This window comes from Microbacterium sp. CFBP9023, assembly GCF_034045055.1.
Classification (GTDB): Bacteria; Actinomycetota; Actinomycetes; order Actinomycetales; family Microbacteriaceae; genus Microbacterium.
In genome coordinates this window covers 1981542-1998243 of sequence record NZ_JAXCWI010000001.1, presented here as the reverse complement: position 1 = coordinate 1998243, position 16702 = coordinate 1981542, and the positions used below count along the sequence as shown (strand labels likewise).

Here is a 16702-nt window from a genome sequence, read left to right as displayed (position 1 = left end):
CGGGCGAGCTCAGCGCACGGCTGCAGCTCACGGAACTGCGACGAACCTCACCAGCGCCGGGTCCACCCGCAACCGAACCCGGTCGCCGACCGCCAACCCTCCGGCAGCATCCAGCGACAGGTCGATCGCGCCTGCATCGGTGTGCACGCGCACGCCTCCCAGCGTGGGCTCGATGCGCGTCACCGCAGCCGGCCACGACTCCGGTCCCGCCTCGGCGATCCGCACGTCGCCCGGGCGGAAGACCGCGGCGAGCGCAACGCCGTCGGTCGCCGCGAGAGCACGCGATGCAGGATGGGCGCTGGTCAACCGCGCGTCGCCGCTGCGCCATGCTCCCCCACTCGCGACCCCGACCAGGCGATTGACCCCGGCGATCGACGCGACGAAACCGGATGCCGGGGCGGCGAGCACCTCGCGCACCGGGCCCTCCTGCGTCACGCGACCAGCCTCGACGACGATCAGCCGGTCGGCGAGCGCGACGGCATCCGCGGCATCGTGCGTGACCGCGACGGTCGTGGTCGAGATGAGCTGGTCGCGCAGCATCCGCCTGATGTCGCCTGCCGTCTCGGGGTCGAGGGCGACGAGCGGTTCATCGAGCAGCACGACGCGAGGGGATGCGGCGAGCGCGCGAGCGACCGCGACCCGTTGCTGCTCGCCTCCGGACAGCTCGTGCGGCATCCGCTCTCCGGAGCCGGGGAGACCGACCCGTGCGAGCCAATCGTCGGCCCCCGCCCGCGCCGCGCGCGCGTCAGTGCCCGCCGCCCGTGGCCCGAACGCCACGTTCTCGCGCGCCGAGAGATGAGGGAACAGCCGCGGTTTCTGCCCGAGCAGCACGACCCCGCGGCGCATCGGCTCGGTCCGCATCCGAGGCTTCGCTACCCGGTCGACGACCCGGCCCTCGACGGCGATCTCGCCCCCGCCCAGCGGCTCGAGTCCGGCGAGCGCCTGCACCAGCGTCGACTTGCCCGCTCCGCTGGGTCCCATCACGGCGACCGTCTCGCCGGTCTCCACCTGCAGCGAGACATCGACGGTGAAGTGCTCTCGCGGCACGACCACGCGGGCGCGCAGCCCGGCGACAGCAGGCGCGCTCATCGAGCGGCACCCGGTCGCCAGCCGCGCACGAGCAGCAGCACGAGGATCGCCGTGGCGAGCAGCAGCAGCGCGAGGGCGACCGCGGCCCCCTGGGTGACGCCTGCGCCGTTGAAGGCCGTGTAGATCGCCAGGGGCATGGTCTGCGTGACGCCGGGTCGGTTGCCCGCGAAGAGTGCCGTCGCGCCGAACTCGCCGATGGCCCGGGCGAAGCACAGCACCACGCCCGCGACGATCCCGGGCGCCGCGAGCGGCAGCGTGATGCGGCGCAGGATCGTCCAGCGGCCGGCTCCGAGCGCGGCGGCTGTCCGCTCGTACTCGACGCCGGAGGTGCGCACAGCCCCTTCGACCGCCAGCACGAGGAACGGCAGCGCCACGAAGGTCTGCGCAAGCACGACGGCCGGCGTGCTGAAGGAGATCCCGAGACCGCCGAACCACCCCGCCCGCCCGAACAGGTAGAGCAGGGCGACACCGCCGACCATCGGCGGCAGCACGAGCGGCACCGTGACAGCGGCCCGCAGCACGGCGGCCAGGCGGGGCCCGGAGCGGGCGATCGTCAACGCCAGCGGCACACCGATCACGATGCACAGAAGAGTGGCGACGAGCCCGGTGCCGAGCGACAGGAGCAGAGCCGAGCGCGCGGCCTCCGACGTCACGTCGGCGATGAAGGTCGACCACTCGACACGGGCGACGAGCGCCGCGAGCGGGAGGATGAGGAACGCGAGACCGATCAGGGCCGGGATGGCCAGGGCACGCGGCGCGTATCCGTGTGAAGCGGCCGCAGTCACGGCGCTCCGAAGCCGAAGTCGGCCAGGATGCTCTGGCCATCATCCGACAGCACGAACGCGACGAACGCGTCGGCGGCCGCAGAGTTCGATGCCTCCGACAGCGTCGCGATCGGATAGTGGTTGACGACCTCGTCGGCACCGTCGGGCACGATCACCTCGACATCGTCGCGACCGACGACGTCGGTGGCGTAGACGAGGCCCGCATCCGCCTCACCGGCTGCGATCTTGGTGAGCACCGCGGTGACGTTCTGCTCGAGGCTCGCGGCGTCGACCGCGACGCCGGCGTTCGAGAGCAGCGTCGCCGAGGCGGCGCCGCACGGCACCTCGGGGGCGCACAGCACGGTGGTGACGTCGGCCAGATCGGCGAGGGTCTCGACGCGACCCGGATCGCCCGAGGGAACGGCGATCACGAGCGTGTTGGAGGCGAACAGGGTCGGGTCGACCGCGGCATCCTCGAGCTTGTCCATGTTCGCCTCGTCGGCTGAGGCGAAGACGTCGGCCGGAGCGCCCTCGCGCAGCTGGGTGACCAGCGTCGACGATCCGTCGTAGACGCCGCTGAACGTCACATCGGGGTTCTCGTCGGTGAAGGCCGCACCGATCTCGTCGAAGGCGCCCGACAGCGACGCGGCGGCGTACACCGTGAGCTCGCCGCTGACGGCACTCTCCGGTGCATCTCCCGAGCTGGCAGGCGCCGGGGCTTCGGCGGTGCACCCTGTGAGGGCGAGAGCGGCGGCGGCCAGGACGACCGCGACGGTGCGACGCAGGGCGCGATTCATGTCAGCCCTTCGGCACTTCGACGACGACGTTGGTCGCCTTGACGGATGCGGTGGCGAGCGAGCCGACCTCCAGGTTCAGCTCGCGGGCGGCCTCGGCCGACATGAGCGAGACGACGCGGTGGGGTCCGGACTGCAGGTCGACCTGTGCCATGACTCCGTCGATCTGCACGCGCGTCACGATGCCGACGAAGCGGTTGCGGGCGCTCGAGAGAGCATGATCTGACGCCTGCGCCTCCTCGGCGAGCTCCACAGCACGGGCGGCGAGAGCGTCACCGGGGATCTCGGCCGGGACGGCATCCGTCGTCGGCAGCAGGCCCTGATCGATCCAGCGCCGCACCGTGTCATCGCTCACTCCGAGCAGCTGTGCTGCGCGGGCGATCCGAAAGCTCTGCATGGGTGCACACTACCGCAGACGCGGACGCTGAAACACTAAATCACCGCATTCGCGGAAGCAACGCGCTCGCTCGGCATCCGTCCGCGGCGAACTCCGGACGAATCCACTCGCCCCCGCCGCAATCGCGCACCCCGGGCATAGCCTGGTGCCATGCAGCCGCTCGTCGCTCCCGCGCCCGCCCTCGACCCGGCCGAACTCGTCCGCACCGCCAGGCACGCGGTGCTCACGGGCATCGGAGAGGAGGGGCAGCGCCGTCTCGCCGCGGCCCACGTCACCGTGGTCGGCGCCGGCGGCATCGGCTCCCCCGTGCTCCTCGCACTGGGGGCGGCAGGAATCGGCAGCATCACGGTGATCGACGACGACATCGTGGAGCTGACCAATCTGCAGCGCCAGCTCGCTCACCGTGTCGAGGACATCGGCCGCCCCAAGACCGTTTCGGCGGCGCGCGCGATCAGCGCACTGTCACCGGGGGCGGAGGTCGTGACGGCCTCCGAGCGACTCGACTCCGAGAACGCCGAGCGCCTGTTCGCCGGGGCCGACATCGTGGTCGACACGAGCGACTCCTTCGCGACCCGCCGCGACGTCGCCGCTGCGACCGAGACCCTCGGCATCCCGCTCGTGTGGGGTGCCGTGCAGGAGTGGCACGCGCAGGCCACCGTGTTCTGGTCGAATCCCCCCGAAGGCCACACGCCCGTGGTGCTCACCGATCTCTTCCCGCTCGGCACCGAGGGCGAGCCGCCCAGCTGCGCGCAGGTCGGCGTGCTCGGGGCCCTGTGCGTGCAGGTGGGCGGGATGCTGGCGGGCGAGGTCGTGAAGCTCATCACCGGCGCGGGCGAGCCGCTGCTCGGCCGGCTCGCGATGATCGACTCCCTCACCTCGAGACAGCACGAGATCGCCATCCGTTCGGCGGTGTCGGCATGAGCGCCGCGGGCGGCGGTCGCCGATCCGTCGAGGATCAGCTCGCGCGGGTGCTGGATGCCGTACGCGCACTGCCCGCCGAGACACGGGCGATCCGGGACGCGGCCCAGCGCACGCTCGCAGAGCCTGCGACGGCGGCGCACGACATCCCGCTCTTCGACAACTCCGCGATGGACGGCTTCGCCGTGCGTGCAGCGGATGTCGCCTCGGCATCCGACGAGAGCCCTGTCGTGCTCCGCGTCGTCGCAGATCTGCCCGCCGGGGTGTCGGACGACCCGGCACTCGGAGTCGGCGAGGCGGCACGCATCATGACCGGCTCACCCGCCCCGACTGCGGCGGACGCGATCGTGCCTTTCGAGGACACCGTCGGCGGTCTCGCCGATTCGCTCGGCGAGGTGCGGGTGCTGCGCGCACCGTCGACCGTAGGAGCGTTCATCCGCCGTCGCGGCGCCGACCTGCGCGCCGGTGACGCAGTGGTGCTCGCCGGCGAGCGCCTCGGAGCGTTCCAGCTGTCCGCCGCCGTCGCCGCCGGGGTCGAGAGCGTGACGGTGACACGCGCACCCCGGGTAGCCGTCGTATCGACCGGCAGCGAGCTGCTCGAGCCGGGCGAGCCCGCAGCGCGCGGCCGCATCCCCGATTCCAACGGTCCGCTGCTCGAGCTCCTCGTCGCCGATGCCGACGCCGAGGTCGTGCTCGTCGCCCGCGTCGCGGATGACGCCGATGCCGTGCGCGCCGTCACGGCGACCGCCGTAGAACGCGGCGCTGACGTGATCGTGTTCACCGGCGGCGTGAGCGCCGGTGCGTACGAGCCCGTGCGCGGCGCGTTCGACGGACAGGGCGAGGTCGAGTTCGCGAGCGTCGCGATGCAGCCGGGCAAGCCGCAGGCGTTCGGCGTGCTCGACGCCGGCACTCTGGTGTTCGGTCTTCCCGGAAACCCCGTGAGCGTGGCGGTGTCGTTCGAGGTGTTCGTGCGCCCCGCGCTGCTGGCGCTGCAGGGTCGCTCCGAGATCCACCGCCCGCGCGCATCCTTCACCGCGGATGCCGCGTGGACCACCCCGCCGGGACGCCGTCAGTACCTGCCCGCCGTCGTCGACCTCGTGAACAGGACCGTGCGCCCGGCGACCTCGGGCGGCTCGGGATCGCACCTGGCCGGCGGACTCGCCCGCGCCCACGCGTTCGCCGTCGTGCCCGCTGAGGTCGAGGCCGTCGCCGTGGGCGACGCGATCGATGTCATGCTGGTCGGATGAGCTTCACGCATCTCGATTCGGCCGGCCACGCCCACATGGTCGATGTGACCGGCAAGCAGCCGACGGTCCGCACCGCCACCGCGCGCGGATTCGTGCGCTGCGGCGCCGAGGTCATCGCGGCCCTGCGCGACGGCACCGCACCCAAGGGCGACGTGCTCGCGGTCGCCCGCATCGCCGGCATCCAGGCCGCCAAGTCGACACCCGCTCTGCTGCCGCTCGCGCACGTGATCGGCGTGCACCGCGCGTCGGTCGAGCTCGACATCGTCGACGACGGCGTGCACGTCGAGGCGACCGTCGGCACCGCCGACCGCACCGGCGTCGAGATGGAGGCCCTCACAGCGGTCTCGGTGAGCGCCCTCGCGATCGTCGACATGATCAAGGGCCTCGACCGCTCGGTCGTGATCGAAGACGTGCGCATCGTCGCGAAGTCGGGCGGGCGCTCGGGCGACTGGGTGCGCGAGGGAGAGACGCTGTGACCACCCGCGTCCGCTATTTCGCTGCGGCCGCCGAGGCCGCGGGCACCGACGCCGAGAACCGCGGCGAGCACTCGCTCGAGCAGCTGCGCGCCGCCGTCGTCGCCGACCATCCGGCGCTCGCCGACATCCTTCCGCGGTGCGCGGTCATGGTCGACGGCGTGCGCAGCGATGACGACCGTCCGCTCGACGACGCCCAGCTGATCGACGTGCTTCCCCCGTTCGCCGGGGGATAGGCCGCAGGCGAAGCGATGCCCGCTGGGCGTGCGCTTCGTGCGGCGATCTGCGCGTCAGAAGGACGCGGATGCCGAAAACGGCCTTCAGAAGCGCGAATGGCCGCGTGAAGCAGCCGCGACTCGACTCAGCCGCCGATGCCCTTCCACGAGGTCGAGCCGTCCGACTCGACCTGGCGCTTCCACACCGGCAGCGACGTCTTGATGTCCTCGATGACCGCACGGCACACCTCGAAGGCCTCAGCACGATGCTCTGCCGCGACCGCGATGACCACGGCCGCATCCCCGACGTCGAGGCGACCGATGCGGTGGCTCACGGCGACCACGACCCTGGCGTCGCCGACGGCATGCGCTGCCGCCTCCTCGGCGATGCGTCGCAGCGTCGGCTCCGCATCGGGGTGTGAGCTGTATTCGAGCCCGACCACCGGGGTCGTCGCATCGGGGTCGTTGTCGCGCACGCGCCCGATGAAGGTCGTGACCCCACCCAGGGCCGGGTCGTCCACCGCAGCGAGATGCGCGTCGACGTCGAGCTTCTCCTCCGAGATCGCTGCGATCCGCACCTCGTTCACGAGTGATCACCGCCCTCGACCTGGTCGACGACGTGTCTGGCGACGGTGAGCACGACGGGAACACCGGATGCCACGGCCCGGGGCGACCCGGGAAGATTCACCACGAGCGATCCGGCCGGGTCGACGATGCCCGCCACGCCACGAGAGAGCACGGACAACGGGGTGTCGGCGAGGCCGCTGCGGCGCAGCTCCTCGGCGATGCCGGGCACCTCGCGGGTGATGACCCGACGGGTGCCCTCCGGCGTCTCATCGCGCGGGCTGACGCCGGTCCCCCCGGTCGTCACGATCAGCCTCACGCCGCGGGCCACCGCTCGGCGCAGCGCATCCGCGACCGAGGTGGCGCCGTCGGCGATGACCTCGGCATCCGGGCAGTGCCACCCGGCATCCCGCAGCAGCCCGACCGCGATCGGCCCTCCCCTGTCTTCGCGTTCACCCGCGAAGGATCGATCCGAGACAGTGATCACGCAGGCGGGGAGCGACGTCATGGCTCCCACACTAGGGCGAGACCCGGGGTCGCGCACCGGCATCAGGCGACGCGGATCAGCGACCGCTGCCACCCCGACGAACCGTTCGGCGCGATCGGCGCCCGCTCTTCGATCTGCAGGTCGCCGTTCTTGTTGATGGCTCGCACGGCCACGTAGTGCGTGCCCGGCGTGGCATCCCACTCCATGAACCACTGCACCCAGGTGTCCTCGTTGATCGGTGCCGACAGCGTCGCCGGCATCCAGTCGCCCTCGTCGATGCGCACCTCGACCCGCTCGATGCCGACCGACTGCGCCCACGCGACGCCCGCGATCGGGATGCGGCCGGCCTTGACCGCCTCGCCGACCTTGGGAGTGTCGACGCGCGAGGCGAACTTGATCGGCGCCTCGGCGCTGTATCCACGCGGGGTCCAGTAGGCCTCGTCCTTGTCGAACGTCGTCACCTTGAGCTCGGTCAGCCACTTCGTCGCCGAGACGTAGCCGTAGAGACCGGGAACGACCATGCGCACCGGGAACCCGTGCTCGAGCGGCAGCGGCTCGCCGTTCATGCCCACCGCGAGGATCGCATCGAGGTTGTCGTCGGTCAGCGCCGACAGCGGCGTGCTCGCGGTGTATCCGTCGACGCTCTTCGACAGCACCATGTCGGCTCCGGACTTCACCCCTGCCTTCTTGAGAACATCGCGCAGCGGGACGCCGAGCCACTTCGCATTGCCGACGAGGTCGCCGCCCACCTCGTTCGAGACGCAGGTGAGGGTGATCGCATACTCGTCGAGCCCCATGTCGAGGATGTCCTGGAAGCTCATCTCGACGCGCTGATCGACCATGCCGTCGATCACGAGACGCCAGGTGCTGGGGTCGATCGTGGGCACGGTCAGCGCGGTGTCGACGCGGTAGAAGTCCTTGTTCGGGGTGAACAGCTTGCTCAGGCCCGGGATGTCGAGCTCGGCGCCCTTCGGCACCGTGACCGTCGACTTCGGCGCCGGGAGCTTCAGCGCCTCCCGGATCGACGCCACGGAGGCGACCGTCATGCTCACCGTGCGCGACGCGATGCCGACGACGACCGCCGAGACGCTCGCGATCCCGGCGAGGATGAAGAACTGCCGACGCCCCAGATCCTTCCGCGGCTGCGCGGCATCCTGGCCCACCGTCCCGGTGCCGGTCGCGGCGAGACCCTCGCCCTTGCGGTCGGCCATCACGGCGGGAACCGCCGAGGCCCTCCACGTCTTCAGACGGCGGATCAGGAGCACCATCAGGATCGACCCTGCGATGGTGCCGAGCACGGGAGGCAGGAAGGCGAGGGGCGTGACTCCCGCCCGCGTCACGATCGCCGCGGTGGAGAGCGCGCCCGCGACCACCAGGGCGATCACGCCGAGCGGGGGACGGAGCAGCTGAAGGATTCCGGCGATCGCCGACGCGATCACCACCGCGAGACCGAGACCGACCAGCAGCGCGATCTTGTCGTACTCGCCGAAGGTCGCGATCGCGAATTCCTTGAAGGGCTGCGGCACGATGTCGATCACGAAACCGCCGACCGCGAGTATCGGGCTCGCTGAGCGCGCGAAGATCAGCGCGAACAGCTCTGCGGTGGCCAGGAAGACGGCACCGCTGATCACACCCGAGAGTGCTGCCCAGAGGATGAATCGTCTGCCCTTGCTGCGCTGTGGGTCTTTGCTGCGCTGTGCCATGATCTGCTCCTTCGCACCGCCGACGGTGTGGTCAGCGGTTGTTCGGAGCGAAGGCGCGAACGGATGGTCGCGAGCGCCGGCGCGTCAGAGACGCCGCGCGGTGATGGTGTCGCGGTCCTGCAGCTGGCGCAGAGTGCGCAGGCACCGGGAGCACAGGATCTCGACGCGACGCGGGTGGTTCTCCCCGCAGACGCAGTCGACCGTGACGCGCCACTTGGCCTTGCGTCCGCAGGCGGCATAGGCCTCGTCGTCGCCGTGGTCGCACTCGCACAGCTGGCGTCCTCGGTCGAGACCGGGGAGCTCGACGAGGGTGCGCTCGAGGTCGGCGACCGGGGGCTGCTGCGTCTTCACCACCTGCCCATGCTCCCGGAGCCCGCCGCCGCGCGCAACACCGCGCCGCTCGCGTGCGCCGCGCACCGGAGACGACGAGCGTCGGGTCAGACCTGCACGACGTGCGGCGGGGGCGGCGGCGCGAGCTGGCGCTGCGGCACTCCGTGCGCCTCGCGATGCAGACGCTCCATGCGGCTGTCGAGCTCGGCGGCGGCCTCGGCCGCATCGGTCAGGCTGTCGACGAGGTGCGAGGGCACCTGGTTCGAGAACTTGTAATAGATCTTGTGCTCGAGGCTGGCCCAGAAGTCCATCGCGATGGTCCGGAACTGCACCTCGACCGGCACCGCGAGCGCCCCGGTCGACAGGAACACCGGCACCTCGATGATCGCGTGCAGGCTCTTGTAGCCGTTCTCCTTCGGCGTGGCGATGTAGTCCTTGACGGTGCGCACGGTGACGTCGTCCTGCGCGGTGAGCAGGTCGAACAGGCGGTACACGTCGGCGACGAAGCTGCACGTCACGCGCACGCCGGCGATGTCGGTGATCTCGGAGCGGATGCGCTCGAAGTCCGGCTCGACGATGCCCTTGCGGGCGATCTTCTCGACGATGCTGTCGGGGGTCTTCAACCGGCTCTTGACGTGCTCGATCGGGTTGTACGCGTGGTGATGGGTGAACTCGTCACGCAGGATCGAGATCTTCGTCTCCACCTCCCGCATCCCGAACTCGTACTCGCGCAGGAAGCGCTGGAACTCATCGCGGAGCTCCCGAGTCTGCTGGATCGCATCGTCGGTGAGCTGAAGGGACGTCATGCATCCGACGTTACGCGTTCGTGATCGGCGCAGGCTGTGCATCGCCGATGAGAAATTCGGTCCGGCGCGGTCTTGACGATGTCGGAGGCCGGGTCTACAACGGACGACATGGCTACCGCAGGCGAGAAGTGGACAGAGGCGTACGTCGAGGCGTGGCGATCGAACGACCCGCAGCAGATCGCGGCGCTCTTCAGCGAAGACGCGATCTACCTCACGAGCCCCGACGCCGAGCCGCGGGTCGGTCGGGCCGACATCGTCGCCGGCTGGCTCGAGGACCTCGACGATCCGGGCACGTGGTCGTTCGAGTGGTGGATCGTCCGCGAGGATGACGACTTCGTGGCGATCGAGGGGCGCACGCAGTACCCGTCTGAAAGGGACTATCTCAATCTCTGGATCGTCCGACTGGATGCCGAGGGCCGGGCGACCGCGTTCACCGAGTGGTACATGCCGCGCCCTCATTCCGAGTGACCGCCTCGGCCCCGTAAGGATTCCGTTAGGGACACCGGGGCACCCGTAGGGATTCCGTGAGGAACGCGTGAGGAAGCCGTTCGCGGGCGTAATGTCGCCCGACGTGTCAGATGAAACCCGGGACAACCTCGACGCTCCTCCTCGCGTGAAGCGCATTCTCATCGGCGACCCGCTGACGAGCGCACAGGTCGACGATCAGCTGCTCCAGAAGAAGATGGCGTTGCCGATCTTCGCGTCGGACGCTCTGAGCTCGGTCGCCTACGCGCCGCAGGAGCTCGTGATGATCCTCCTCATCGGCGGACTGACGTTCCTGTCGTTCACGCCGCTCGTCGCGGTCGCGGTCGTCGTGCTGCTGATCGTCGTCGTGCTCAGCTACCGGCAGCTCATCAAGGCCTACCCCTCGGGCGGCGGCGACTACGAGGTCGCCTCGAAGAACCTCGGCGAGATCCCCGGCGTCATCGTCGCGGCCGCGCTGCTGGTCGACTACGTGCTGACGGTCGCCGTGTCGGTGGCATCCGGCGTCGACAACATCATCTCGGCGGTGCCGGGCCTCGATCCGCTGCGCGTCGAGCTGGCGGTCGGATTCGTGATCCTCATCATCCTGGTGAACCTGCGAGGAGTGCGCGAGGCCTCGCTCGTCTTCGCGATCCCGACCTACGTGTTCATCGCCTCCGTCGGCTTCATGATCGTGACCGGGCTGTTCCGCACCTTCCTCGGCGATGCGCCGGTCGCCTCGAGCGCCGAGTTCGCCGTGCACTCCGAAGACCTCGGCCAGGCCGCGGTGATCCTTCTGATCCTGCGGGCGTTCTCGAGTGGATGCTCGGCCCTCACCGGCGTCGAGGCGGTGTCGAACGGCGTGCCCGCCTTCCGCACCCCGAAGGTCCGCAACGCCCAGACCACGCTCGTGCTGATGGGTTCCATCGCCGCGTGCCTGTTCGCCGGGCTCACCGCCCTGGCCCTGATCACCGGCGTGCACTACGCCGAGAACCCGTGCGACCTGATCGGCTTCGACTGCTCGAACCCGCAGCCGAGCCTGATGGCGCAGATCGCGTCTGCGACGTTCGGCGGCGGCAGCATCCTGTTCTTCATCATCCAGGCGGCGACCGCCTGCGTGCTGCTGCTGGCGGCCAACACCGCCTTCAACGGATTCCCGCTGCTCGGCTCGGTGCTCGCCCGTGACGGCTACGCCCCCAAGTCGCTGAACACCCGCGGCGACCGCCTCGTGTTCTCGAACGGCATGATCGTGCTGGGGATCGCGGCGATCATCGTGCTCGTGGTGTTCCAGGCGAAGCTCACCACGCTGATCCAGCTCTACATCATCGGCGTCTTCGTGTCGTTCTCGCTCGGGCAGATCGGCATGGTCCGGCACTGGCGCCGCGTGCTGCGCGGGCCGCTCGAGACGACTCCCGGGTCGGGCGTCGACGGCGCCTCGGCATCCGACCGCCGCTCGGCGAAGATCGGGCTGGTCATCAACTCGGTGGGCGCCGCGATGACGGTGGCGGTGCTGCTGATCGTGACGATCACGAAGTTCACGCACGGCGCCTACCTGGTGTTCTTCGCGATCCCGGTACTGGCGTTCCTGATGATGGGTGTGAAGCGGTACTACCGCGACGTCGAGCATGAGATCGCGATCGACGACACGACGAAGTTCGGCGCGACCGGCGACCTGGCGATCGTGCTCGTCAACCGCCTGCAGAAGCCCGTGATCAAGGCCATCGACTATGCGATCGCCGCCAAGCACGGCAAGACTCTGGCGGTGCACGTCGCCGTCGCATCCGACGATGCCGCGCAGCTGCAGAAGGACTGGGCAGACCACCTGGTGCCGATCCCGCTGGTGATCGTCGAGTCGCCGTTCCGGTCGTTCGCACAGCCGGTGACGCAGTTCATCAAGCAGTACCGCGAGAAGCACGGCTCGTCCGTGGTCACGGTCTATCTGCCGCAGTACATCGTGGGGCACTGGTGGGAGACGTTCCTGCACAACCGCCGCTCCCGCCGCCTGGCCAACCAGCTGATGCTCGTGCACGGGGTCTCGATCACGCTCGTGCCGTGGCTGCTCGACTCGTCGGAGCTGATCTACGGCCGACGCTCGCGCCCGCTGCCGGGGCAGGAGCGCGCAGGGCGCCCGGTCGTCGTGAACGGCCGCCGCGCGCACCGGCCCGAGGGTCCGCCCGAGAGCTGACGCCGGTCAGGATGCCGCGAGCACACCGCCGAGGATCTCCGCCGCCTCGGGGAATCGCGTCGGGTCGGCGTTCGCGTAGTTGAGTCGCACATAGGCTCCGGAGGGCTCCGCGGGGAACCATTCGGATCCGGGAGAGATGATGAGGCCGCGTGTCTCGCATCCTCGGACCACGCCGACGACATCGGTGCCCTCCGGAAGCCGCACCCAGAGGTTGAGGCCACCGGCCGGCACCGTCTCGACCGTCGCGGTCGGGGCGTGCTCGGCGAGGCTCGCGAGCAGCAGGTCGCGTCGCGCCCTCAAGTGGTCGCGGAAGCCACGCAGGTGGCTCTTCCACGCCGGCTGGGTCACGACGTCGAGCGCGGCAGCCTGCAGCAGCCCGCTCACGTACATCGACTCGGCGGCGCGGTCGGCGAGGATGCGCTCGCGCGCCGGACCCCGCACGATCACCGCGGCGATCCGCAGTGCGGGCGAGACGCTCTTGGTCAGCGAGCGGAGGTAGACGACATGGCCGTCGTCGTCCATCGCCGCGATCGGCCGCGGATCGCCGTCGATGGCCAGATCGTGCGCCCAGTCGTCTTCGATGAGGAAGGCACCGTGTCGCCGCACGCTCTCGAGAACGGCGAGGCCCGTCGACGTCGGCCACCTGGCGCCCGTCGGGTTGGCGAATGTGGGTTGCGCGTAGAACGCACGAGCGCCGGTCTCGGCGAAGGCGCGCTCGACGGCATCCGGATCGGGCCCGTCCGGCCCCGACGGGATCGGCACCAGCACCACCCCGGCCTGCTCGGCGGCGAGAAGAGCGCCCCAGTAGGTGGGCGACTCGATCAGCAGAGGCTGCCCTGCCCCGACCACGGCTCGGAAGATGGAGCTCAGCCCGCTCTGGCTGCCCGCGATCACGAGCGCATCCCTGGCAGATGCCGGAGTGACGTCTGCGGGGGCGGATGCCGCGAGCTCAGCCGCGAACCAGGCCTGCAGCTCCGGCATCCCGGCGGCGGGCGAGCGAGTGAGCGCTGACGAGGTGCGTGCCGCACGGGTGATCGCCTGACGGACCAGCCGCTCGGGAAGCAGGTCGACCGCCGGATACCCGGAATGCATGCCGATCGCGTCGGGAGCGACAGTGCGCTGCGTCGAGGTGAGCCCGGCGAGTCGCGCGGGAGGAGCCCCGAGCGCGGATGTCTGCCAGCCGTAGTCGGCGGGGCGCGGCGTCTTCTGCGCCCGTACGAACGTCCCCGCGCCTGGTCGAGATTCGATCAGGCCCAGCCGGGCGAGGCGTCCCATCGCCTTCTGCACCGTCACAGGGCTCGCTCCGTACTGCGCGACGAGCGCTCGATTCGAGGGAACCCGAGACCCCGGAGGCGCCGCCTCGATCCACCGACGCAGTTCTCCTACGATCCGGTCACTGCTATCCTGACTCATGAAAGAACAGAGTAGCGTTATCGCCCCTGCTCGCACAGCGCTATCCCGTGCGGGCCTCTGGTGGGGGCTTATCGGCGTCGCCGCCTTCTCGTTCACCCTCCCCTTCACCCGCATCGCGGTCGGCGGCCTCTCGCCTCTGTTCATCGGATCCGGTCGCGCGGTCGTCGCCGCAGCGCTCGCTGCCATCGCTCTGGCGGCCACCCGGCAGCATCCGCCGACCAGGGTGCAATGGTGGCGACTCGCGATCGTGGCCGGTGGTGTCGTCGCCGGGTTCCCCCTCTTGACGTCGTTCGCCATGACCGCCGCACCGGCGAGCCACGGCGCCGTGGTGATCGGCCTGCTCCCCGCAGCGACGGCCGTCATCGTCGTGCTCCGCACGCGCGAACGGCCGGGACGTGCGTTCTGGTGGTTCGCCGCACTCGGCGCCATCACGGCGGTGGTCTTCGCGTCACTGCAGAACGGGGATCTCGGCGAACTCCACTGGGCCGATCTGCTGCTGTTCGCCGCGGTGCTCGCTGCGGCTGTCGGCTATGCGGAGGGCGGCCTGCTGGCTCGGGAGCTCGGAGCCTGGCAGACCGTGTCGTGGGCGCTCGTGCTCGCCGCGCCGCTGATGCTCGTGCTGACCCTGGCCTCGGCGGTCGCCGACCCGCCGACGGCATCGCCGGTGCAGTGGCTCGCCTTCGCCTACCTCGCCGTGGTGAGCATGTTCCTCGGATTCTTCGCCTGGTATCGCGGGCTCGCGATCGGGCCCATGGCCCAGGTGAGCCAGATCCAGCTCGTCCAACCCGTGATGAGCATCGCGTGGGCCGCGCTGCTTCTTCATGAGCAGATCGGATGGCCCACCGCGCTCGGCGGCCTGGCCGTCATCGTGTGCGCCGCGCTCGCGGTGCGCACCCGACTGACCCATCCCCGACCCACCACCCACCCCCTGAACGAGGAGTTCTGATGCGCCACACACCCCGTTACCTGATGACCGACCCGCTCGAGGTGAAGCGCCTGATCCGCGGCAACCCGTGGGCGACCTTCGTGTCCCCCGCGAGCACAGGGCTGGTCGCTTCGCATTACCCCGCGCTGCTGATCGAAGACGAACACGAGATCGTGATCGCGAGCCACTTCGGTCGCCCCGACGAGCAGCTGCATGAACTGGGCGCGCACGAGGTGCTCGTGATCATCCAGGGACCCCACGACTACGTGTCGCCCAGCCTCTATGCGCCCGGCGACCTCGTGCCCACCTGGAACCACGTGACCGCTCATCTCTACGGCACTCCCGAGATCCTCACCGAGGAGGAGAACTACGCCATGCTCGCGCAGCTGACCGACCACTTCGAGAAGGGAACGCCGCACGGGCGCAGCCTGTCGGAGGACGAGGCCGGCACCCGGCGAGCGGCGAAGGGAACCGTCGGGCTGAGGATGCGTGTCGACCGGTTCGACGCGCGCGCCAAGCTGAGCCAGAACAAGTCTCCCGAGGTGCGAGACACCATCACCGGGCGGTTCGACGAGACGAACGCGGCACTCGCGGCCGAGATGCGTCGAGTGTCCGGCCACGCCCCTCAATAGGCTGGGGCGATGACCGATTCGCCGCACACCGACGTCTGGCCCGTCCGTACCGAGCGGCTGCAGATCCGGCCGATGACGGCACCCGACGTCGACGTCATGTGGGAGTGGCGTCGACGGCCGGAGGTGAACCGGTGGCTCGGACTCGCGCCGGCCACACTCGAGGAGTTCCGCGAGCGGTATCTCGACCCCGGCCGGCTCACGTCGATGTACCTCGTCGAGCTGATCACGGAGAACGACGGGCCCACGCCGATCGGCGACATCATGATCAGGATCGGTGACGGCTGGGCGCAGCTCGAGGTCGCCGATCAGGCGAGGGGCGTCGAGGCGGAGCTCGGCTGGGTGCTCGACCCCGCGCACACCGGTCGCGGCTATGCGACCGAGGCCATCCGCGCCGTGATCGACGTCTGCTTCGGTCCGCTGGGGCTGCGCCGGGTGCACGCCGGATGCTTCGCCGACAACGAGCCTTCGTGGCGTCTGATGGAGCGGCTCGGCATGCGCCGGGAGGAGTTCAGCCGCAAGACCGCTCTGCACCGGTCGGGCGAGTGGCTCGACGGGCTCAACTATGGCATCCTCGCGGAGGAGTGGACACCGACGCGTCAGAGTTCTGTGACCCCGTCGACCACGAACGTGTAGAGGTCTCTCACCAGATCCGTCGCTTCGAGGCGGTCGCGATCGCGCGCTGCGGCGACGAGCGCGTCGACGACCGATCGGAGCATGGCGGGGTTGCGGGGCCGGCTGAGCGAGCGGATGCCGAGCACCAGCGCCGTGCGCTTCGACGCGTGCAGGGCGCTGAGGTGTCGGTTGCGCGAGAACACCGCGAGCAGGTCGAGCAGTTCCCACAGCCCCTCCGCTCCGATGACCTGATCGCTCTCGTCCGACGCCCAGAGTTCGCGGACGATCGCCGCCCGCTCGGCGAGATCGGCGATCTGCGCCTCGGTCGCCTCCGCGATGCCGAGGTCGGCCGCCGCGATCGACAGGCCGGAACACTCAGCGGCGACAGCGACGAACCACGCGGGGGTCGGCGTCACGACGACCGACGCCCTGTTCAGACGGTGCTCGATCAGATGCATCGCTTCAAGGGTGCCGAGGGCTGATCGCACGGTCGCCGCGGCGACGGTGAGCCGCTGTGCGAGGGCGGTGACCGATAAGGGATCGCCGGGCGCCAGTTCGCCCGACTCGATCGAGTGCGCGAGCGAGTCGACGACGGCATCCGCGCGGGAGGTGATGACGGGCGGTGGCTGCTCGACCCCTCCCAGCAGTCGCGTGGAGTTCAGCCTGTCGATCCGCCGGTCGGGCAT

20 protein-coding genes are annotated in these 16702 nt (G+C 70.2%); 9 read left to right on the top strand and 11 right to left on the bottom strand.

From position 1 onward, the window contains the following. Nucleotides 1-27 precede the first annotated feature (27 nt). The 4 genes from SOM10_RS09765 to SOM10_RS09750 are packed head-to-tail and all read right to left on the bottom strand — an operon-like array spanning nt 28 to nt 3044. Nucleotides 28-1089 carry an ABC transporter ATP-binding protein gene (locus tag SOM10_RS09765; RefSeq protein ID WP_320489620.1) on the bottom strand — a complete coding sequence of 354 codons (1062 nt, stop codon included), beginning with the start codon at nt 1087-1089 and terminating at the stop codon, nt 28-30. Continuing rightward, on the bottom strand, nt 1086-1874 hold the full coding sequence (gene modB, locus SOM10_RS09760) for a molybdate ABC transporter permease subunit (RefSeq protein ID WP_053098563.1): 789 nt from the start codon (nt 1872-1874) through the stop codon (nt 1086-1088). Before modB ends, SOM10_RS09765 begins: the two co-directional genes overlap by 4 nt. Further along, nucleotides 1871-2650 carry a molybdate ABC transporter substrate-binding protein gene (gene modA / locus SOM10_RS09755; RefSeq protein WP_320489618.1) on the bottom strand — a complete coding sequence of 260 codons (780 nt, stop codon included), beginning with the start codon at nt 2648-2650 and terminating at the stop codon, nt 1871-1873. Before modA ends, modB begins: the two co-directional genes overlap by 4 nt. Before the next feature lies 1 nt (nt 2651). Continuing rightward, a complete protein-coding gene (locus tag SOM10_RS09750) occupies nt 2652-3044 on the bottom strand; it encodes a TOBE domain-containing protein (protein WP_056276411.1) in 393 nt (130 codons plus the stop codon). Nucleotides 3045-3194: 150 nt separating this feature from the next. Here SOM10_RS09750 and SOM10_RS09745 point away from each other — a divergent pair, with 150 nt between their 5' ends. Genes SOM10_RS09745 through SOM10_RS09730 form a run of 4 tightly spaced genes read left to right on the top strand, consistent with a single transcriptional unit; the run spans nt 3195 to nt 5918 of the window. Then, nucleotides 3195-3965 (top strand): HesA/MoeB/ThiF family protein, encoded by a 771-nt coding sequence (locus tag SOM10_RS09745; RefSeq protein ID WP_295100613.1) that lies wholly within the window; start codon nt 3195-3197, stop codon nt 3963-3965. Continuing rightward, nucleotides 3962-5209: a gephyrin-like molybdotransferase Glp gene (glp, locus tag SOM10_RS09740; RefSeq protein ID WP_320489615.1), complete on the top strand. Its 1248-nt coding sequence runs from the start codon at nt 3962-3964 to the stop codon at nt 5207-5209. Before SOM10_RS09745 ends, glp begins: the two co-directional genes overlap by 4 nt. Continuing rightward, nucleotides 5206-5685, top strand: coding sequence for a cyclic pyranopterin monophosphate synthase MoaC (gene moaC, locus SOM10_RS09735; RefSeq protein ID WP_053098558.1), 480 nt, complete (start codon nt 5206-5208; stop codon nt 5683-5685). The genes glp and moaC overlap by 4 nt, the downstream gene beginning before the upstream one ends. Beyond that, the gene (locus tag SOM10_RS09730) at nt 5682-5918 is read left to right on the top strand and encodes a MoaD/ThiS family protein (RefSeq protein WP_320489614.1); all 237 of its coding nucleotides are present in this window, start codon (nt 5682-5684) and stop codon (nt 5916-5918) included. The genes moaC and SOM10_RS09730 overlap by 4 nt, the downstream gene beginning before the upstream one ends. A 125-nt stretch (nt 5919-6043) precedes the next feature. On the opposite strand, the gene SOM10_RS09725 is transcribed toward SOM10_RS09730, so the two are convergent. The 5 genes from SOM10_RS09725 to SOM10_RS09705 all read right to left on the bottom strand — a co-directional run bounded on the left by SOM10_RS09725 (nt 6044) and on the right by SOM10_RS09705 (nt 9787). Then, on the bottom strand, nt 6044-6484 hold the full coding sequence (locus tag SOM10_RS09725; protein WP_295100622.1) for a molybdenum cofactor biosynthesis protein MoaE: 441 nt from the start codon (nt 6482-6484) through the stop codon (nt 6044-6046). Beyond that, nucleotides 6481-6969, bottom strand: coding sequence for a MogA/MoaB family molybdenum cofactor biosynthesis protein (locus SOM10_RS09720; protein WP_285363782.1), 489 nt, complete (start codon nt 6967-6969; stop codon nt 6481-6483). Before SOM10_RS09720 ends, SOM10_RS09725 begins: the two co-directional genes overlap by 4 nt. A gap of 41 nt (nt 6970-7010) precedes the next feature. Next, on the bottom strand, nt 7011-8651 hold the full coding sequence (locus tag SOM10_RS09715) for a molybdopterin-dependent oxidoreductase (RefSeq protein ID WP_320489613.1): 1641 nt from the start codon (nt 8649-8651) through the stop codon (nt 7011-7013). Between the two features lie 84 nt (nt 8652-8735). Then, the gene (locus SOM10_RS09710) at nt 8736-9005 is read right to left on the bottom strand and encodes a hypothetical protein (protein WP_053098553.1); all 270 of its coding nucleotides are present in this window, start codon (nt 9003-9005) and stop codon (nt 8736-8738) included. 83 nt (nt 9006-9088) lie between these two features. Further along, nucleotides 9089-9787 (bottom strand): GTP pyrophosphokinase, encoded by a 699-nt coding sequence (locus SOM10_RS09705; RefSeq protein ID WP_053098552.1) that lies wholly within the window; start codon nt 9785-9787, stop codon nt 9089-9091. 108 nt (nt 9788-9895) lie between these two features. Between SOM10_RS09705 and SOM10_RS09700 the strand changes: the two genes are divergently transcribed. After that, on the top strand, nt 9896-10255 hold the full coding sequence (locus tag SOM10_RS09700) for a nuclear transport factor 2 family protein (RefSeq protein ID WP_056276387.1): 360 nt from the start codon (nt 9896-9898) through the stop codon (nt 10253-10255). Nucleotides 10256-10346: 91 nt separating this feature from the next. After that, on the top strand, nt 10347-12434 hold the full coding sequence (locus SOM10_RS09695) for an APC family permease (RefSeq protein ID WP_320489787.1): 2088 nt from the start codon (nt 10347-10349) through the stop codon (nt 12432-12434). 6 nt (nt 12435-12440) lie between these two features. Here the strand turns inward: SOM10_RS09695 and SOM10_RS09690 are convergent, their stop codons facing one another. Further along, on the bottom strand, nt 12441-13847 hold the full coding sequence (locus SOM10_RS09690) for a PLP-dependent aminotransferase family protein (protein WP_320489612.1): 1407 nt from the start codon (nt 13845-13847) through the stop codon (nt 12441-12443). Here SOM10_RS09690 and SOM10_RS09685 point away from each other — a divergent pair. The 3 genes from SOM10_RS09685 to SOM10_RS09675 are packed head-to-tail and all read left to right on the top strand — an operon-like array spanning nt 13846 to nt 16037. Further along, entirely contained in the window at nt 13846-14793 is a 948-nt protein-coding gene (locus SOM10_RS09685; protein WP_320489611.1) for a DMT family transporter, read from the top strand. The two genes, SOM10_RS09690 and SOM10_RS09685, sit on opposite strands and share 2 nt — an antisense overlap. Beyond that, entirely contained in the window at nt 14793-15404 is a 612-nt protein-coding gene (locus SOM10_RS09680) for an FMN-binding negative transcriptional regulator (protein ID WP_053098547.1), read from the top strand. Before SOM10_RS09685 ends, SOM10_RS09680 begins: the two co-directional genes overlap by 1 nt. A 9-nt stretch (nt 15405-15413) precedes the next feature. Beyond that, nucleotides 15414-16037: a GNAT family protein gene (locus SOM10_RS09675; protein ID WP_320489610.1), complete on the top strand. Its 624-nt coding sequence runs from the start codon at nt 15414-15416 to the stop codon at nt 16035-16037. On the opposite strand, the gene SOM10_RS09670 is transcribed toward SOM10_RS09675, so the two are convergent. Beyond that, on the bottom strand, nt 16001-16702 hold the full coding sequence (locus SOM10_RS09670) for a GntR family transcriptional regulator (protein WP_320489609.1): 702 nt from the start codon (nt 16700-16702) through the stop codon (nt 16001-16003). The two genes, SOM10_RS09675 and SOM10_RS09670, sit on opposite strands and share 37 nt — an antisense overlap.